Origin of the sequence: Streptomyces yunnanensis, assembly GCF_029011865.1 — a bacterium.
GTDB classification, from domain to species: domain Bacteria; phylum Actinomycetota; class Actinomycetes; order Streptomycetales; family Streptomycetaceae; genus Streptomyces; species Streptomyces yunnanensis.
Genome location: NZ_CP095749.1, coordinates 4,102,341 through 4,118,581 on the forward strand (window position 1 = coordinate 4,102,341; position 16,241 = coordinate 4,118,581).

General features: G+C 74.1%; 14 protein-coding genes. 9 read left to right on the forward strand and 5 right to left on the reverse strand.

The window, feature by feature from the left end; genetic code table 11:
- Window positions 1–62: 62 nt before the first annotated feature.
- Both MOV08_RS17510 and MOV08_RS17515 read right to left on the reverse strand, forming a co-directional pair.
- Entirely contained in the window at window positions 63–1,739 is a 1,677-nt protein-coding gene (locus MOV08_RS17510; protein WP_275308009.1) for a succinic semialdehyde dehydrogenase, read from the reverse strand.
- A 191-nt stretch (window positions 1,740–1,930) separates the two neighbouring features.
- A complete protein-coding gene (locus MOV08_RS17515) occupies window positions 1,931–3,796 on the reverse strand; it encodes a serine/threonine-protein kinase (protein WP_275308010.1) in 1,866 nt (621 codons plus the stop codon).
- Between the two features lie 164 nt (window positions 3,797–3,960).
- Here MOV08_RS17515 and MOV08_RS17520 point away from each other — a divergent pair, with 164 nt between their 5' ends.
- The 6 genes from MOV08_RS17520 (at window position 3,961) to MOV08_RS17545 (ending at window position 10,151) form a co-directional block, all read left to right on the forward strand.
- Window positions 3,961–4,431: a hypothetical protein gene (locus MOV08_RS17520; RefSeq protein WP_039633628.1), complete on the forward strand. Its 471-nt coding sequence runs from the start codon at window positions 3,961–3,963 to the stop codon at window positions 4,429–4,431.
- Window positions 4,432–4,617: 186 nt separating this feature from the next.
- A complete protein-coding gene (locus MOV08_RS17525; RefSeq protein ID WP_039633630.1) occupies window positions 4,618–5,640 on the forward strand; it encodes a hypothetical protein in 1,023 nt (340 codons plus the stop codon).
- Window positions 5,641–5,722: 82 nt separating this feature from the next.
- Window positions 5,723–6,940, forward strand: a complete 1,218-nt coding sequence (locus MOV08_RS17530) for a helix-turn-helix domain-containing protein (protein WP_275308012.1) — start codon at window positions 5,723–5,725, stop codon at window positions 6,938–6,940.
- A 210-nt stretch (window positions 6,941–7,150) separates the two neighbouring features.
- A complete protein-coding gene (locus MOV08_RS43845) occupies window positions 7,151–7,753 on the forward strand; it encodes a hypothetical protein (RefSeq protein WP_338057169.1) in 603 nt (200 codons plus the stop codon).
- A gap of 320 nt (window positions 7,754–8,073) precedes the next feature.
- The gene (locus MOV08_RS17540) at window positions 8,074–8,736 is read left to right on the forward strand and encodes a response regulator (RefSeq protein WP_039633638.1); all 663 of its coding nucleotides are present in this window, start codon (window positions 8,074–8,076) and stop codon (window positions 8,734–8,736) included.
- A gap of 209 nt (window positions 8,737–8,945) precedes the next feature.
- Window positions 8,946–10,151 carry a sensor histidine kinase gene (locus tag MOV08_RS17545; RefSeq protein WP_275311814.1) on the forward strand — a complete coding sequence of 402 codons (1,206 nt, stop codon included), beginning with the start codon at window positions 8,946–8,948 and terminating at the stop codon, window positions 10,149–10,151.
- Between the two features lie 55 nt (window positions 10,152–10,206).
- Here MOV08_RS17545 and MOV08_RS17550 read toward each other — a convergent pair whose 3' ends face one another.
- Entirely contained in the window at window positions 10,207–10,581 is a 375-nt protein-coding gene (locus MOV08_RS17550; RefSeq protein WP_039633640.1) for an STAS domain-containing protein, read from the reverse strand.
- 613 nt (window positions 10,582–11,194) lie between these two features.
- Between MOV08_RS17550 and MOV08_RS17555 the strand changes: the two genes are divergently transcribed.
- Complete coding sequence (locus MOV08_RS17555) at window positions 11,195–11,854, forward strand: RNA polymerase sigma factor (RefSeq protein WP_067347837.1); 660 nt, start codon at window positions 11,195–11,197, stop codon at window positions 11,852–11,854.
- A complete protein-coding gene (locus MOV08_RS17560) occupies window positions 11,851–13,194 on the forward strand; it encodes a zf-HC2 domain-containing protein (protein ID WP_275308014.1) in 1,344 nt (447 codons plus the stop codon). The genes MOV08_RS17555 and MOV08_RS17560 overlap by 4 nt, the downstream gene beginning before the upstream one ends.
- Window positions 13,195–13,267: 73 nt before the next feature.
- Here the strand turns inward: MOV08_RS17560 and purU are convergent, their stop codons facing one another.
- Together purU and MOV08_RS17570 are read right to left on the reverse strand one after the other, a co-directional pair.
- The gene (gene purU, locus MOV08_RS17565) at window positions 13,268–14,158 is read right to left on the reverse strand and encodes a formyltetrahydrofolate deformylase (RefSeq protein WP_039633646.1); all 891 of its coding nucleotides are present in this window, start codon (window positions 14,156–14,158) and stop codon (window positions 13,268–13,270) included.
- Window positions 14,159–14,216: 58 nt separating this feature from the next.
- Window positions 14,217–14,675, reverse strand: a complete 459-nt coding sequence (locus tag MOV08_RS17570; RefSeq protein ID WP_275311815.1) for an SCO4402 family protein — start codon at window positions 14,673–14,675, stop codon at window positions 14,217–14,219.
- Between the two features lie 171 nt (window positions 14,676–14,846).
- Between MOV08_RS17570 and MOV08_RS17575 the strand changes: the two genes are divergently transcribed.
- The gene (locus MOV08_RS17575; RefSeq protein ID WP_275308016.1) at window positions 14,847–16,232 is read left to right on the forward strand and encodes an ABC transporter substrate-binding protein; all 1,386 of its coding nucleotides are present in this window, start codon (window positions 14,847–14,849) and stop codon (window positions 16,230–16,232) included.
- Window positions 16,233–16,241: the final 9 nt, after the last annotated feature.

Sequence of the window (16,241 nt, forward strand, 5' to 3'; positions counted from 1 at the left end):
GCTGACTAGTGGGCTCCGTCCCCCAGGCGCACTCCTCGATCGCCGGAGGGGCCGATATGTGCTCAGCGCAGGCGGAGGGCCTTCATCACGCGCAGGCTGCGGGTCATGAAGGCGGCGTACTTCTCGTCGTCCATCCCGAAGGCCGGCGCCAGCGGCATCAGCCTCTGCTGGGCGACGGTCTGCGCCTCGGTGTACTTGAGGATGCCCTCGGAGCCGTGCCGGCGGCCCAGGCCCGAGTCGCCCATTCCGCCCATCGGCGACTGCACGCTGCCGTAGCCGGCCGCGTACGACTCGTTGACGTTGACCGTGCCGGTGCGCAGCCGCGCCGCGACCGCCCGGCCGCGGCGGCCGTCCTTGGTCCAGACGCTGGAATTCAGGCCGTAGGGCGTGGCGTTGGCGCGGGCCACCGCCTCGTCCTCGTCGCGGAAGCGGTAGATCGAGACGACCGGGCCGAAGGTCTCCTCGCCGCAGACGGCCATCGGGGACTCGACGCCGTCCAGGATCGTCGGCTCGTAGAAGAGCGGGCCGATGTCGGGGCGGGGCCGGCCGCCGGCGACCACCCGGGCGCCCTTGGCCACCGCCTCCTCGACGTGCCGGGTGACGGTCTCCAGCTGGCGCACGCCGACCAGCGAGCCCATGTCGGCGCCGTAGGCCAGGGCGTTGCCCAGCCGCATCGCCTTCGTCCGGGCCGCGAACCGCTCGACGAAGGCGTCGGCGAGGGATTCGTGGACGTAGAGGCGCTCGATGGAGATGCAGAGCTGGCCCGCGGAGGAGAAGCAGCCGCGGACGGCGCCGGCGGCGGCCTTGTCCACGTCGGCGTCGTGCAGCACCAACATGGCGTTCTTGCCGCCGAGTTCGAGGGAGACGCCGACGAGCCGGGCGGCGGCGCCCTGGGCGACCTCGCGGCCGGTGCGGGTCGAGCCGGTGAACGAGACGTAGTCGGCGTGCCGGACGACCTCCGGGCCGACGACCGGGCCGTCGCCGATCACCACCTGCCAGACGTCCTCCGGGAGCCCGGCCTCGATCAGCTGCTCGCGTGCCCACAGGGCGGTCAGCGCGGTCTCCGTGTCGGGCTTCATGACGACGGCGTTGCCCGCGACGAAGGCCGGCAGGGCGTCGCCCACGGTCAGTTCGAAGGGGTAGTTCCAGGGGGCGATCTGCCCCACCACGCCGCGCGGCTGGCGGAGTTCGGTGACCTTGGTCAGCGTCGGCACGACGCCGGTGTGGCCCTTGGGGCGGAGGTAGGCGGGGGCCTTGCGCCCGTAGTGGCGCGCGGCGACGGCGACCGCCTGCACCTCCTCGTGGGCGTGCAGCCGCGCCTTGCCGGTCTCCAGCTGGATCAGGTCCAGCGCCTCGGCCTGGCGGCGCAGGACCAGGTCGTGGAAGCGCAGCAGGACCGCGGCGCGCTGCTTGACCGGGACCTTCGCCCAGCGCTCCTGCGCGGCGCGGGCCCGCTCGAAGGCGGTGGCGACGTCCTCGGGGGTGGACTCGGGCAGGTCCGCCAGCTTCTCCCCGGTGAACGGGGTGTGGTTGGCGGTGCTTCCTCTGCCGACCACGCACCGGGTGAGGCGGGCGGCCACCTCCGGAGGGACCACGTCCGCGGCGGTGCGGGTGCCGGGTGCGGCGAGCACGACCGGGTTGCCGTCGGAGGGCGCCTGGGGGGCGGCCGGGGGCGCCGGGGCGTCCAGTTGGGCCTCGTCGGTGTCGGAGGCGGTTCCGGTGTCCTGCGAGTCCGTCATGCGGGCGAGCGTATGCGCCCGGGACCGCTTTGTGTACCCGGGAGTAACAGGTTTTCACCCGCTGCGCGCAATCGCGCCAGTGTTTGCTGGCCACAAGCGGGCTGGTCTGGGGGGACGGGGCGACGGCGACGGACCCGGCGCCGCGGCAGGGCGGGCCGAGGGCGGCGGGGCGGACCGGCGCCGCCGGGCGCTCACCGGCCGGACAGCTGGAAGGACGCGGTCGCGGTGTCGAACTGTCGCTTGGCGTCCGCGTGGGAGGCGACCGGGGAGGAGATCCAGACGTCCATCATCCTGCCGCCCTCGTTCCAGCTGAGGTCGTAGGTGTAGCGCGCGCCGGCGTCCTGGGCACTGCCGTCCCAGACGAACTCCCAGCGCCCGGCCTGGAGTCCGTTGTGCGTGGTTTCGACGACCTTTCCGCTCCGGTATCCGGGATAGTTGTCGGCCCCCTTGGCGTCCGCCTTGCGCATCGCGCCGATGGGTCCCTCGGGCACCGGCTTCTGCAGCTGCACCCCGATCCGGAAGCGCTTGCCCTCGGAGTAGTAGTAGACCCGCGAGTTCTCGTAGGAGCGGGTGAAGCCGGTCGGGACGGCCATGGTGAAACCGGCCGGGTCCCGGACGATCTGGTAGCCGGACGGGGCCTGCCCGCCGTCGGCCGACCCGGCGGAGGTGGTCACCGTGACCGTGGGGGTCGGTCCGAGTCTGCCCGGCGCGATGCCCCGCGGATCCGACGGGCCCCGGCCCGACGGCCCCTGGGCACCCCCCTGCCCCTTCTTCCCCTTGTGGGCGGTGGCCTGCGCCGAGGCCCCGGGGTGCGTGGCGGTCAGGTCGTCGTCGATGCCGTCGCCGCCCGCGGGCGCCAGCAGGGCGGCGAGGCCCGCCGCGGCGCCGCCGACGACGACCACGGCGGCGGCGATCACCAGGGGGAGGATCTTGCGGCGGTCCGCCGGGCGGGCGGTGGCCGATGCCGGGGTGCCGGGCGCGGCGCCCCGGTGGCCGGGGACCGCGGCGAGCGCCACCGGGGGCCCGGCGAAGCCCCCGGCCCCGGGGCGCACCGCCCCGCCCGGGGTGGGCAGCACCGGCGTGCCGCCGGGCCGGAAGGCGGCGCCGCGGTCCCCGGCCACCGGGGCGCCCGGGCGGGCCGCGGCGGCCACCGGCCGGAACGGGTCCCCCTGCGGCGGGCGGGCCCCACGGCGGACGCCGTCGCCCGGCTCCCCGAAGGGGTCGCGCCCCGGCGCCGTGACACCGCTCAGCAGCCGCTCCGCCGCGTCCATGTCCAACCGCCGCTGCGGATCGCGCTCCAGCAGCCCGCCGAGCGCCTCCGCCAACGGCCCGTCCACCGGCGGGAGTTCGATCTCCTCGTAGACCACGGCGTGCAGCACCCCGGCCATCGAGTCCCGGCGGAACGGCGTCGCCCCACTGAGGGCGGCGCACAGCAGCACCCCCAGCGACCACAGGTCGGCCTCCGGGCCGGCGTCCCGCCCGGCCATCCGCTCCGGCGCGGTGTACTCGGGCGAGCCGACGAAGCCGCCGGCGTCGGTCAGCGTCGTCGCACCGGGCACCTGGGCGATCCCGAAGTCCGTCAGCACCACCCGCTCGCCGCCGCCCTCCAGCAGCACGTTGGCCGGTTTGATGTCGCGGTGCAGCACGTCCCGGGCGTGCGCGGCCCGCAGCGCGCCCAGCAGCGCCAGGCCGATCCGGGCCGCCTCGTCCGGCGCGAGCGGCCCGGAGGAGGCCAGCCGGTCGGCCAGCGACGGGCCCTCCACCAGCTCCATCACGATCCACGGCCGCCCGTCCTGCTCGACCACGTCGTGCACCACGATCACGTTCGGGTGCTTGACCTGGGCGACCGTGCGCGCCTCCCGCATCGCCCGGTCGCGCTGCACCCGCGCCTCGGGCTCGGCCGTCATGTCGTCCAAGTGCAGTTCCTTGACGGCCACTTGGCGGCCGAGCAGTTCGTCCGTGGCCCGCCAGACCGTACCCATGCCGCCGCGGCCCAGGCGTATGCCGAGCCGGTACCGATCGCCGATCAGCCGGCCTTCTCCCCCGAAGATGCCCATGGCGACATCTTGCCGCACGCCCACCGGCCGCCCGGGGTCGGCTCCCGCCCCAACACCCGCCCGATCACCGTCCGTTACCCCGGGTAGTCCCACAACACCGCTGCCACCTGCACCAGTTGGAAAAACGACCGGGATCCCCCTTCCCCTGTGGTCCACTGTCTGTCATGGAGGCAGTCATAGCGAGCGTCGTCGCCGTCTTCGGGACCCTGCTGGGTTCCGCCGTCACCCACCACTTCCAGAGCCGGTCCGCCGACCGCAGCGAGGGGTTCGCCCGCGCGGAGCGGCTGCGGCAGGAGCGGATCGATGCGTACTGCGCGTACGCGGGAGCGCTGCTGGACTACCGCCGGGTCCTCGTCCACAGCTGGTTCGTGCGGCACGAGGACGACCGCTGCGGCGAGGACACCCCGGAGCTGCGCGAGGAGGTGTACAAGAGCCGTTACGCGGCCCAAGAGGCCATGTTCCGCGCCCAGATGGTGAGCGACGACCCGGACGTCCTCGACCTCAGCGAGCGGATCATGGCCGAGGTGACCGAGATCCACTGGGTCGAGGACCGCGAGGCCCTCACCGAGCGGCGGGCCGCGACCCGACAGGGCATCCGCGACTTCGTGGCGGCCACGGCCCGCCGCGTACGGTGAACGGCCCCGGGGCGCGCCCCGCCCCTCGCGCGGGGCAGAATCCACCACTTCTTGATCAACTCGCGACACACGGAGCGGAACCTCCCCCGCCCCTCCGCCCGTCCTTGACACAGTGAGGCGGCGGCAGCGGCGCCACCGGCGACAATTCCGCCACGGCGACGCACGGCACGGAAACGGGGATCGGGCATGGTGATGCGGGACGGCGACGCGCTGGACGTAGGTCCGGGCGGCGATCCGGTCCGCGCCGCCCCTCAGCACCACGGCGCGTACCACACCACCGCGTTCTTCCTCACCCTCTACGCGACCGCGCTCACCGCCTGGACGGTGTACGGGATCGCCCAAGGGGACGGCTCCGTATGGGACTTCGTCGAGGGCCTGTTCAACCCCGGCGCCTCCCCCGCGTCCCAACTGGTCGGCCCCTACGAGTGGGCGTTCGCCGCCGCCTTCCTCGCCACCGCCGGGCTCGCCGTCGCGCACCGCCGGCCGGCCCGCAGCGCCGCCCTGTTCTCCGGGTTCTTCCTGCTGGCCGTGTCGCTGCGCGAGGCGGTCGGCCTCTGCGACGCCGCCTACCGCGACCAGTACGCCACCGACCCGCTCGGCGGGTGGGCGCTGGCCACCCGCGTGCTGGGCCTGGTGGTCGCGGTGGTCGTGCTGACCACGATGCTCCCGGCGACCGAGACCCGCCCGCGCCGCCTGACCCGCTCGGACCCGCCCGCCCCGCGCCCCGTCCCCGGCGCCCGGGACCGCCGCCTCTCCCGCATCTGCGGCGTCCTCTTCCTGGCGATGGGCGTGACCCGGCTCGGCTGGACCGTCCACGACCTGACCCTGACCGGGATGGACACCTTCCGGTACCTCCGCGGCGCGGTGGACGGCTCGGTGCTGGGCACCCTCAACCTCGCCGCGTCCACCGAGTTCACCACCCTCGGCTCGGTACTGGGCTTCTTCCTCCTGGGCTGGCTGGCCTTCCGCGCCCGCCGCGACCTGCGCGGCGCGCTCCTGGTCTTCGCCTCGGTCGAGCTGTACCTCACCGTCCGCACGGTGGTCTGGCTGACCGTCACCGACTTCTTCAACCAGTCCTTCGAGACCCCACAGGGCGCGCTGTCCATGGCCACCACGGCGTTCGGCCTGGCGGCGATGACGTCGGTGCTGGTGCTGGTGATGGGGTGGCGGTCGGAACGGGAGTCCCCGACCGCCGAGTCGACGACGTGAGGGCCGTGCCTGACGGGGGGATGCGGCATGTTGCCGTGGGCGGGCGTAGCGTGGTCGATACGTCCGTCTCGCGGGGGTGGCCATGGAGTTGTTCCACGAGGAGCCCGGCATCGGGGACCGCATCGCCCGGCTGCGTGCCCGGCGCAAGCTGACCCAGGAAGGGCTCGCCGAGCGCGCCGGGTTGTCCGTCGACATCGTGCGCAAACTCGAACAGGGTGTACGCCGGACGGCCCGGCTGAGCACCCTCAACGCGCTGGCGCAGGCGCTGGATGTGGAGACGTCGGCGCTCGTCGGGAAGCCCGCCACCTTCGAGGTGCGCACCGACGGCGAACAGCCGTCCGTCCTGGCGCTGCGCCAGGCCGTCTCTCCGGTGTCCGAACTTCTCGGTGAGGAGCCGGACCCCGAGAACCCGCCGGACATCGCGACGCTGCGGGCTTCGCTGCGCTCGACGGAGCGCATCCGCAGGGAAGGGCGCATGGCGGAAATCGGGGCGCTCCTACCGCAGTTGATCAGGGATGCCAAGGCAGTGGCCCACGCGTCCACGGGGAGCACGGCGGCCTCCGCCCAATCCGTGCTGGCCGAGGCGTACCAGATCGCCGCGACGACGCTGGCGGCACTGGGCAAGGAGGATGCCGCGTTCACCGCCCTCGAACGGGCGAGGACGGCGGCCGCCAGGGGGGACGACCCCCACTTGGAGACCATGGGATTCTCCAGCCTCGCCTGGGTCCTGACCAAGCAGGGGCGGTTGACGGACGCCGAACGCGTCGCGCTCAGCGCCGCCGAGCGCATCGAGCCCGGCTTCCGCTCCCCGCCCGTCGAGCTGGCGCTGTGGGGAGTCCTGCTGCTCCGGGCCGCAACGGCAGCCGTTCGGCTGGAGCGCCGGGAGACCGTACGCGACCTACTGGCCCTTGCCGGAGCGGCGGCGGCCAGGATCGGCACGGACCGGATCGACTACGCAACACCGTTCGGCCCCACCAACGTGGGCGTGGCGAAGGTCAACTTCCTGGTGGAGATGGAGGACAGCGCGGAGGCCCTGCGCACCGCGCGCACCGTGCCGGAACTACGGGCACTGCCACCCACGTGGCGTGCGCGGTTCCACGTCGACCGCGCCCTGGCCTTCGCGGACCTGCACCAGGACGACGGAGCCGTGGCGGCTCTGCTCACCGCCGAACGCACCGCGCCGGAGTGGATGCGCTACCACTCCACCAGCCTCCGCCTGGTGTCCGAACTCCGCGTGCGGGAAAGGCGCCGGACCTCCCCACTGGTGGAGCTCGCCGACCGGCTCGACCTGGACGCGTAGGGCGACGCCCGTCGAAAGAGTGGCGGGTGGGACATGGTGTCCGACCTCTCGCCCAAAGTGGCACAGGACGTCGCTGTCCGGGCGGTCCGCACCCACCTAGCGTGCTGGCCAGTCGAAGACGACGGACTGCCGGCCGCGCGCCGGCCCGCCTCGCCCACCTGAAGAAAGCAGGCCGACGTGCCGCACCCTTCCGCTCGTACCGTTGCCCGGTTGCTGCCCTGGACCGGTTCCGCCGACCAGCCCTGCTATCTGCTCACCGACCAGACGGGCGACGGCCCCGTGTCCCGGTACGCGGACCGGGTCGAGGCCCTCCAACTGGAGATGAGCATCGGGCTGCTGGATCACGCCGAGCCCCTCATCGACGACCCCTCGGCCGATGTCGGGCAGTTGCGGTTCCTGTCGGCGCAGCTGAGGACGGCGTTGCGGGACACCGTACGGGTCGCGGAGAGCCGGGGTGAGCGGCTGGCGGCGTACCAGCGGTCCCAGGAGCCGGACGAGCCGGATGAGTGGGATGAGTGGGATGAGTCGGATGGTGCGGCGGAGGGCGGCGCGGCTGCTGCGCGACAGCCGGAGGGCGATGAAGCGGAAGTCGACGCATGGGAAGTCAACGCGTCGGACGCCGAACGGCCGGGTTCCGACGAGCCCGAAGGCCCCGCGCCCGAAGGCGACGAGCCCGAAGGCGGCCAATGTGCACACAAAGGAAGGGAATCCGGCGAATCGGAGGAACCGAACAAGTCGGCCACGGCACGCACGAACAAAGCTGGGCGATCAGGCCAAAACGGCGGCGGGGGAGGCGGCGACGGGGCCTCGTAGGCCCCCGCGACCAGGCGGGGAAGGTTCCCCTTCGGGCCACCCCCGCGCGCCGGGGGACGTCCGTCGCGTGTGGGGGCCGCGGCGGCCGTCGATGTGAACTGCAACGCGTCCTGGGCTTGTGGCCTCTTCAGTGGTGCAGCATGAGAACCACTCTGCCCGCGGGGTCCGCCCCGCGCCATCGTCCGCAGGTCGGGCGAGGACCCCCGCCGCTCGGCGGGGGTGTGGGGCCCTCCGAGGGGGGAACCGGCGGCAGGGACGGAGTCGCGCAACGCCGGGCGGTTCCGAGGCTCGGACGGGTGCGTGGGAGAAAGGGGCGGCCGGTGATCCGTGTCGCTGTGGTGGACGACGAGCGGCTCGTCAGGTCCGGACTGCGGATGATTCTGGGGACCGCCCCGGACATCGAGATGGTGGCGGACTGCGGCGGCGCAGAGGCCGTGGAGACCGTGCTGAGCTGCGCGGCCGAGGTCGTCCTGCTCGACATCCGGATGCCGGACGTGGACGGGCTGACCGTGCTGCGCGGGCTGCGCGCCGCCCCGGAGCCGCCGGCCGTGGCGATGCTCACCACCTTCGACGCGCAGGAGTACCTGACCGCGGCGCTCCGGGAGGGCGCGGCGGGCTTCCTGCTCAAGGACTCCGACCCGGAGCAACTGGTGCGGGCGGTGCGGACGCTGGCGGCGGGCGGCAGCGTGCTGGACCCCGGGGTGACCCGGGCGGTGATCGGCGGCTATCTGACGTCCGAGGACCAGGCCGCCGCGGCTCGGGCGGTGAGCGGGCTGACGCCGCGCGAGTCGCAGGTGCTGGCGCTGCTGGGCGAGGGCCTGGGCAATGCGCAGATCGCGGAGCGGATGGGGCTGGCGTCCAGCACGGTGAAGGACCATGTGCGGGCACTGCTGGCCAAATTGGGCGGAATCAATCGCATACAGGCGGCGATCGTCGCGGACCGGGCGGGCCTGGTGGCAGGGGTTCCGCGGGGGACCGGGTGATATCCGGCCGGGAGGCCCCGACGGGTCGGGACGCGACCGTGGGCGCGGCCGTGAGCGCGGCCGGGGACCCGGTCGGGGACGTAGTCGGGGACGCGCCCGGAGAGGGGGCGGCGGGGCCGGGCGGCATACGGGGCCGCGACCGGTCCCGCACCCGCGTGCCCGCCCGCCACGTCGTCCGCCGGACCGTCCGCCGGGCCGTGCACCGGCTGCTGTGCGGACCGCTGGGCCGACGGCTGCGCCAGGTCGGCCCGGTGCTGGTCCCGGTGCTGCTCTCGATCGCCGACGCGCTGCTCGTCAACGGCCTGGGGATGGCGCTGGAGCTGGGCGTCTCGGTGGTCGCGGCGGCGGCCCTGCTGCTGCGCCGCCGCTGGCCGCTGCTGGTGTTCCTGGTGACGCTGCCGGGGCTCTACATCGGCTACATCTGGTTCGCGCCGATGGTCGCCCTCTACACCCTCGCCGCGCTGCGGCCCGGCCGCGCCCGGCTCGGCGTCTGCGCGCTGCTGCTGGTCGCCGCGCACTTCCTGCCGTATCCGATCTCCGACTTCGAGCCGACCGCGTACCGGGAGAACACCCTGGTCCTGATCGACGCCTGCGTCACCTCCGCGGCCCCGATCGCGCTCGGCCTGCTGGTCCGGACCAGGCGCGAACTCGCCTCCCGCGTCGAGGACCTGACCCGCAGCCTGCGCCGCGAGGACCGGCTGTTGGCGGAGCGGGTGAAGGCCACCGAACGGGCCCGGCTGGCCCGGGAGATGCACGACGTGGTGGCCCACCAGGTCAGCCTGATCAGCCTGCAGGCCGGCGCCGTACAGGTCAGCACGGCGGACGCGGCGGCGCGGGACGGCGCCCGGACGATCCGTGAGCTGTCCGTGCGCACGCTGGAGGAGCTGCGGCACATGGTCGGCGTCCTCCGGGCGGCCGGCGGCGACGCCCAGGAGGCGGGCGAACTGGCGCCGCAGCCGGACCTGGACGAGCTGCCCCGGCTCATCGAGATGAGCGCGCTGGACGTGACGTACGAGGGGCTGCGGACCGCGCACGACGGCGCCGAGGGGTCCGGCGCGGACCGGCCGCGCGGCGGCAGGACGGTCGAGCGGGCCGCCTTCCGCACCGTCCAGGAGGCGCTCACCAACGTCCGCAAGCACGCGCCGGGGGCGCAGGTACGGGTCCGGGTCGACGCGGTGGAGCTGGCCGCGCCGGGTGATCCGGAGACGGCCGAGCGGGGCCGGTCCGGGCTGCGGGTGGAGATCCGCAACGGGCCGCCGGACGCGACGGTGCCGGTCCCCGCGCTGCCCGGCGGCGGGCACGGGCTGGTGGGGCTGCGCGAGCGCGCGCAGAGCCTCGGCGGGACGCTGGAGGCGCGCCCCACGGCCGAGGGGGGCTTCGTCGTACGGGCGGAGTTCCCGTACGGGGCGGGGTGAGGGCGGGGTTCCGCCGCGGCGGAACGCCGGTGCGCGGCCGGTGCGGCCGGCCGGCTCAGGCCGACAGCGGGGCCGCCGCCTCGTCCACCGCCGTGGGCAGGTCCGGGTAGACCTCGAAGAGCCGGCGGACGCCGAGGGCGGCCAGCACGCGGTTGACGTGCGAGCCGTCGACGGCGCCCTGGGCGGGCAGGATCAGCCGCAGTCTCCCCTGACAGGAACGCATCAGGCGGCGGGCGGCGATCAGCACGCCCACCCCGCTGGAGTCACAGAACCGGACCTCGGAGAGATCGAGGACCAGGGACCGCCGACCCTCGGCCACCGCGTCGTGCACGTGCTGGCGCACCGCGGGCGACGTGACCAGGTCCATCTCGCCCGAGACCTGAAGTACGGCCCAGGGGCCCTGTTCGTCCTCTGCCACCTTCAACGACACGCGCTCGAAGCCTTTCGCTCGCTTTCGGACCGGATGTGCCCCGATTGCAATCCGGAACCCACCCTTCCCGGCTCGACTGCCCGGCCTCTCCCCCGTGAAACGCTGTCGATTCCATGGCGCGGCGGGCTCCTCCCGCCCAAGGCTATGCCCAGAGGGCGGCGGGTTTTCGCCCGCAACCGGTCACACCCGCATAACACATGGGTAGATACGGGCACGAACGGTCCACATCAATCCACTTCGAACCGGAAGTGTCACCAGATCCACCACAACGTCACCACGCCCTTACCACCTGCGACGCCCTCACGGCCGGCTTTGCCGCAAAGGCGCCTGCACTGTCGGACCCGCCCACTACATTCGAGGACACGGCGACCGTCACGCCGTGCGCACAACCGGTGCCACGGCGTCCGCGCGCCGCCGGATCGGGTGATGACCTGGCAATCGTGAGCGAAGGGGCGAGTGCGGGTACGACAGTGAGCGGGAGTGACGACACGGGGTCCTGCGACGCGCGGGCCCCTCGTGCAGGCCGAGGTCGCGGCGGAGCGCGCGGCGGAGGTCTCGGCAGAGCGCCGGCCGAGGTGTGAGCCCGGCCGCGACGGGCAGGGATGGGGGTCCCATGGCACATGACGCACCACCGCGCTGGGACAGGCGGATGCAGCAGCGACTCGCCCGCGGCGAGGCCGCCGCACTCGGTGAGCTCTACGACCGTTTCGCCTCGCTCGTGCACAGCCTCGCCTACCGCGTCCTGGACGACGAGGACGCCGCCGACCGCATCACCCGCGAGGTGTTCGGCTACGTCTGGGAGCACCCGGACTCCTACGACCCCAAGCAGGGCTCGCTGCGCTCCTGGGTGGCCGGGATCACCCGCCACCAGGCCGTCCAGCGGCTGCGCCAGACCGAGGCCGACTCGGCGCGCGACCGCGGTGAGGCCGGGCCGGCGTCCGCCGAGTCGGAGCGCGAGCTGGAGCGGAAGATCCACGAGGCGTCCACCGCCGCCCGCGCCGACTACATCGTCACGTCCATGCCCGCCCCGCTGCGCGAGGCCCTGGAGCTGGCGTACTTCCAGCGCCGGGACTACCGCCAGACCGCCGCCGACCTCGGCGTCACCGAGGACGAGGCGCGGCGCCGGCTCCGCCTGGGCCTCCAGCTGCTGTCCACCGCCCACAACCACCAGGCCCTGCCGGCCGTCCCGATGCGCCGCGTCGCCCGCGGGCCGCACACCCCGCGCCCGCCGCACCCCGCACCGCCCGGTCCGGGCCACGGACGGTCGCTGTGAGGGGCCCGGACGAGTGGGACGGCCGCGAGCGCTCCGGCGGCCCCGGTGAAAGACCGCGGATACCGTCACCGCGCCCCGCCGCGGAGGACCACGGCCCGCTGCCGGACCTCCCACCCGTCCCCCACCGGGGGCCCGGCCCCGTCCCGGCCCCCACCCCGCCCCACCACGCCCCTGCGGAGTACGAGAGCGATGACGACCCCGTGACCGGCGACGACACCGGCCCGCCGCCGACCGCCCCGTCCCACAAGGTGCTCAAGTCCCTGCTGGGGGCCTGGGCGCTGGCCGCCTGCTCGTCGGAGGAGACGGCCGCCGTCGAGGCGCACCTGACGGACTGCGCCGCCTGCGCCGAGGAGGCGCTGCGGCTGCGCGACGCGGTGGGGCTGCTGCACCCCGCGGACAGCCTCGACCTCGACCCGCTGCTGCGGTCGCGGGTGCTGGAGGGCTGCCTGGGCCGCCGGCCGCCGCGCATCCCGGTTCCGGAGTGGGCGACGCCGTTCGACGCCGAGGCCGCCAAACTGGACGCCCTGCTGCGCGACATGGGCGAGTCGGAGTGGCGGGCCCCGGTGCGGCTGCGCTGGTTCGACGGCCGGGAGCCGGTGGAGCGCGACACCACCGTCGCCGGGGTGATCGGGCATCTGATGGCGGTGGACGGCATGGTCGCGACGTCCCTCGGGCTGCCCGACCCGCTGGGCCCCGCCGCCCCGGAACACCCCGGCCCGCGCCGCCGCACCGAGGCGTACTGGCGCACCCTGGGCGAGGAACCGGACCCGCGGGCGCCGCACGACCCGTGGCGCGAGCAGAGCCAGGCGCTGATACGGACCGCCTCGTTCGCCGGCGGCGGGGTCGCCGAACTCTCGGTCCCGTACGGCAAGTTCGACCTCGCGCTGCGCGACGCGTTCCTGGACCGGGCCTTCGAGACGTGGGTGCACGCCGGGGACATCGCCGACGCGGTGGACTACCCGTACAAGCCGCCGGCCGCCGGCCACCTCCACCTGCTCGTCGACCTCGCGGCCCGGCTGCTGCCGACCACGCTCGCCCAGCGGCGGCGGGACGGGCTGGCCGCGCCGCCGCAGCAGTTGGTCGCCGCGGGCGCCCCGGGCCGCTCGCTCCACCTGGAGGTCGAGGGCAGCGGCGGCGGGGACTGGTACATAGCGCTGGACTCCCCGGCGGCGGTGGGCTCACCGGAGTGCACCGTCGCCCACCTCGCGCTGGACAGCGACGAGTTCTGCCAGCTGGCCGCCGGGCACATCTCGCCGGAGGAGACCGCGGCGGGTCAGACCGGCGAGCGCGAGGCGATCCGCGAGGTGCTGTTCGCGACGGCGGCGCTGTCGCGGCTGTGAGCCGGGCCGCCGCCGGACCGGCCGCGGCGCCCGGGGCAGGCCCGGGCGCCGCGGCCGTAGGCCCCTGCCCTCGTCAGGCGAAGACCACCGTCCGGGTGCCGTTGAGCAGCACCCGGCGCTCGCTGTGCCACTTCACGGCCCGCGCCAGCGCCTGGCACTCCACGTCGCGGCCGATCGCCACCAGCTGGTCCGGCGTGACCTCGTGGCCGACGCGCTCGACCTCCTGCTCGATGATCGGGCCCTCGTCGAGGTCCGCGGTCACGTAGTGCGCGGTGGCGCCGATGAGCTTGACGCCGCGGGCGTGCGCCTGGTGGTAGGGCCGGGCGCCCTTGAAGCTCGGCAGGAAGGAGTGGTGGATGTTGATGACGCGGCCGGACAGGGCCTTGCAGAGGTCGTCGGAGAGGACCTGCATGTAGCGGGCGAGCACGACCAGCTCGACCCGCTCCTTCTCCACCAGCTCCAGCAGCTGGGCCTCGGCCTGCGCCTTGGTGTCCCGGGTGACCGGGATGTGGTGGAAAGGGATGCCGTACGAGCCGACCAGCTCGGCGAAGTCGGTGTGGTTGGAGACCACGGCCGCGATCTCGACCGGCAGCGCGCCGATCCGCGAGCGAAAGAGCAGGTCGTTCAGGCAGTGCCCGAACTTCGACACCATCAGGACGACCCGCATCTTCTCGTCGGCCCGGTGGATCTGCCAGTCCATCGCGAAGGAGTCGCCCACCGCCGCGAAGCTGGCCCGCAGCTTCTCGACGTCGACCGGCGCGTCCGCGGTGAAGTGGACCCGCATGAAGAACAGCCCGGTGTCCCGGTCGCCGAACTGCTGACTGTCCTCGATGTTGCAGCCGGTGATGAACAGATAGCTGGACACGGCGTGCACGATGCCCTGCTTGTCCGGGCAGGAGAGGGTGAGGACGTACTGATCGTTCCGGTCGTGCTGACCGGACTGGGTGGGCTGCGACTCGCTCATGACCTCATAGGGTCCCATATCCGCCGGGCGGCTCGGACCGGGGCGCCCCGGCCACCGGTCAGACCGGCGCCTGGAGGGTGCCGGCCATGACGGCCAGCGCTTCGAGGGAGTGCGGGGCGGTGTCCGGGTCCTCGCCGTCCGCGGCGGCCAGGTGGACGTGCGCCTCACGGGCGGCCCGTACGGCGTCGGGCCAGCCGGGGTGCTCCATGTAGGCGGTCACCGGGGCGTCCGCCCCCACCTGGTGCATGATGCGCAGCACCCGCAGGACGGCGGCGTCGACCAGCTGCGCCTCCTGGGCGTCGCGGAAGATCGTGCCGATGTACTTCTCGGCGGACCAGTTGTCGAGCCAGGTGTCCTCGACGAGCCGGTAGACGGCGTCGGTGACGTCTCCGTACCCGGGACGGCCGGCGAGCCAGGTGTGCTGCTGGAAGACGGGGTCGGAGAGCATGTGCAGCGCGGAGCGCACATTGCTGCGCCAGCGCCACCACGGCATGTCAGAGAGCGGCATACCGCCCATGGTGGTCGAGCGGCGGCCGCGACGGGAAGACTTCTCCGAACCTTGCACAGCATGCGATCGTACGTTCCGCCCGATTGATCTCGATCGGCCCCCCGGAGTTCACCGCGGCGTCACCGCCGGTTGACCGCGCGTCACCCACCCGTTCCGCCCCGGGCGGAAGGCTGCGGGGTCATGACCGGACGGCGACGCTCCTCCCCCCGCCACTTCCCGCGCGCCTCGGCGACGGCCGCGGCGGCGTGCACGGCGGTCATCGCGTCACTGCTGTCCGGCTGCGGCTCCCTCCCCGGAGCGGGTTCCGGGGAGCAGGAGCCGGTCACGGTGATGACCTGGGCGCCCGAGGGCGCCCGGACGACCAACATGCCGGGAATGCCGGCCATGGCGCAGGCGTACGCCCGCTGGGTCAACTCCCGCGGCGGCATCGCCGGCCACCCCCTGAAGGTCCTCACCTGCAACGAGCGCAACGACTCGGTGGAGGCCGCCCGGTGCGCCCAGCGGGCGGTGGACGCCGGGGCGGTCGCCGTGGTCGGCTCCTACAGCCAGTGGGGCCGCTCGTTCATGTCGCCGCTGGAGGTGGCGGGCATCCCGTTCATCGGCGGGTACGGCGCCTCCGCCGAGGAGTTCTCCAGCCCGCTCTCCTACCCCGTCAACGGCGGCCAGGCCGCGCTCCTGGCGGGGAACGGGCGACAGTTGGCCGCGGACTGCCGGCGGGTGGCGCTGGTCCGCCCGGACACCATCCAGGGCGACCAGATGCCCGCGCTGCTCGACGCCGGACTCGGCGGCGGGCGCGGCGCCGGCCGCACCGGTGGGGCCGGTGCCGGCACCGGGGGCAGCCGCGACCGGGCCGCGGACATCAAGGCGCCCGAGACCGGCACGGACTACTCGCCGCAGGTGGCCGCCGCCCTGGAGGCGGTCGGCGCGGACCCGGCCCGCTACGGGACGGCGAAGGCCGGCGGCGAGGCGCCCGGCTCCTGCGTGGCCGCCTCGCTGGGCGACAGCACGGACACCTTCTTCGACTCCTTCCGCCGCCTCCAGGAGAGCAGCCCCAAGGTGCAGATCGGCTCCGTCCTGGGCAGCGTGGACCAGTCGATGGTCAACCGCAGCGGCGGCGTCTCCGGCCCGCTGGAGGGCGCGGACGTCACCGGCTGGTACCCGGCCGCCGGCGATCCGCGCTGGGCGCCGATGCGCAGGGTGATCACCCAGGAGGCGTTCGACGACAACCGCATCGACCCGGCCGACCAGGGCGTCCAGACGACCTGGATCGCCTACACGGTGCTGCGCGCGGTGATCCGGCAACTGGCCGACCAGGGCGTGGAGGACATCACCGCGCACGCCCTGCAGACCACCCTGGACCGCGGCGACCGGACCATCGACACCGGCGGTCTGACGCCCATGCTGCGCTGGCGCGACGACGACATGCTGGCCGTCACGGACTTCCCGCGCATCGTCAACGCGGACGTGACGTACCAGGTCGTCCGGCACGGCCAACTGGTCGCCGCCCAGGAGGGGTTCGTCGACGTCGCCGCGACGCTGGAGCGGCGGCCCACGGACGACGGCTGACGCGCCGGC